This window comes from Actinoplanes sp. NPDC051633 (genome assembly GCF_040681735.1).
In the GTDB taxonomy this organism is placed as follows: Bacteria; Actinomycetota; Actinomycetes; order Mycobacteriales; family Micromonosporaceae; genus Actinoplanes.
In genome coordinates, this window is the sequence record NZ_JBFAZH010001339.1 from 1 (window position 1) to 1937 (window position 1937).

Here is a 1937-nt window from a genome sequence, read left to right on the forward strand (position 1 = left end):
GGTCGAGGCGCAGGATGCCGTCCACGACGTTGCGGGAGACGCCGCCCTCGTCCACGTCGCAGAGCCGGACGAAGACGTCGGCGTGCTCCAGCTCGGTCCGCACGTACACCCGTGCTCGCACCGGCCCGACGAGGTCGGTGTCCGCCGTCAGCGGCGGCCCGGTGAACACCAGCACGTCGGCGCGCTCCTCGACCGCCCGGTTGTCGGCCTGTTTGCCGGGCGGCGCCAGCAGCGGCCCGCCGACGGTCGGCGTCGGGTCGGCCGGGTCGTACGTGAAGGCTCGGGGTTCCACGGCGCCGGTCTCCGCCTCGGCGGTCAGCCCGCCGTCCGCGCGCAGGTGGTGGGCGGACTCCCGCGTACCCGCCGGTGGCCACTGCTCGAACCCCAGCCACCGGCCCGCCTGCTGCAGGAACACCCGGACCGGCGGGCCCGCCGGCGCCGGGCCGCCGCGCAGGTGATGGTCCAGCCACTTCGCCTCGCTGCGCATCATCGCCCGCAGCTCGCCCGGCGCGCCGTGCTGCCACGGCCCGACGAGGATCCGCGCCGGCACCCCGGCCGCCCGCAGCGCGGTGTAGTCGGCCAGCTGCCCGGGCAGGAACAGATCCCACCAGCCGGTGACCATGTTGGCGGGCGGCATCCGGCTCATGTCCACGTGGTCGTGGTCGGCGACCGACCAGAAGTCGTCGCCGGGCTCGGCGTGGGTGACGAAATCCCGCCAGAACGCGACCGGCGCTCCCGCGGCCTCGGTGTCCGCGGCCTGCAGCGGCAGCTTGCGCGCGGCCAGCCGGATCTTGGCCTTGAGCCGGCCGTTCAGCTGCGGCGGCAGCCCGCCCGCCTCCTGCCGGCCGATCTGCACCGACCAGTTCAGCGCGTTCTCCAGCTCGGGCACGCCGTGGTCGTAGAACGCCCAGGTGACCTTCGACGCCGTGACGTGCGGCGACACCGACACCAGCGGCGGGTCGGCGTACGGCGCGACCGCCCACTGCGTGTGCCCGAAGTAGCTGGCGCCGGTCATCGCGACCCGGCCGTCGCACCACTGCTGCCCGCGTAGCCAGGCGACCGTGGCCAGGCCGTCCTCGTGCTCGGTGGTGAACGGCCGGAAGTGCCCGCCCGACCCGAAGGTGCCGCGGGTGGACTGCATGAAGACCTGGAAGCCGCGCCGGGCCAGGGACGCGCCCAGGAGCTGCCCGTTGGCGCCGGCCCGCCCGTACGGCAGGCGGATGAGCACCACCGGCAGCGGCCCGGACGCCCCCACCGGCCGGTACCGGTCGCCGAGCAGGGAGACGCCGTCCGGCATGGGCGCCGCCAGGTCCCGCTCGACGGTGAACGGCGTCGCCCGCAGGGGGAGGCCCAGGGCCGCATCGGCGAGCAGTCCGCCCAGTCGCGCCAGCTTCGTCATGTCCTAGCTGTACCCCGGCGACCCCCGTCCGTGCAGCCATCGCTGCGCGAGATCCGCCGCCCGCGCCCGGATTCGGGCGATTCCTGTCGCGCTGTTGTACGCGGCGAAGTGCGGCCACTGGAAGATCAGGATCGCCAGCTCCTCGGCCACCACCGCGCGGCGCAGCTCGTCGTCGCGGTCCGGGTCGTAGGCGTCGAGCAACGCCGGCGGCACCGTCACCCCGGTCGGCGTGGCCCGCACGCTGAGGAACGCCAGATCGCTCGACGGCCGACCGGTGCGTGCCGACTGCCAGTCGCAGAAGATCAGGGAGCCGTCGGCATGGGTGATGTTCTCGGTGTGGCAGTCGCCGTGGGTGAAGACCGGCGGCGACGCCGACATGGCGCCGGCCAGCCGTTCCGCATCCGCGAGGAGGTCGTCGAGCCGCGGGAGGGCCGGCTCCCAGAACGCGTGGATCGCGGCGAGATCCGGCTCGGCCATCGCGGCCGCCAGCAGGTCCGGCCCGTCCCACCCGGGCGCCGGCACGCGGTGCAGGGCGGCC

Annotated in this window: 2 protein-coding genes; both read right to left on the reverse strand. The window is 75.0% G+C overall.

What is annotated here, in order from left to right:
- The coding region (locus AB0M20_RS40735) for a CocE/NonD family hydrolase (protein WP_364306571.1) at window positions 1-1399 on the reverse strand (1399 nt) is incomplete at its 3' end.
- 3 nt (window positions 1400-1402) lie between these two features.
- On the reverse strand, window positions 1403-1937 hold a 535-nt coding region (locus tag AB0M20_RS40740; protein ID WP_364306572.1), incomplete at its 5' end, for a phosphotransferase.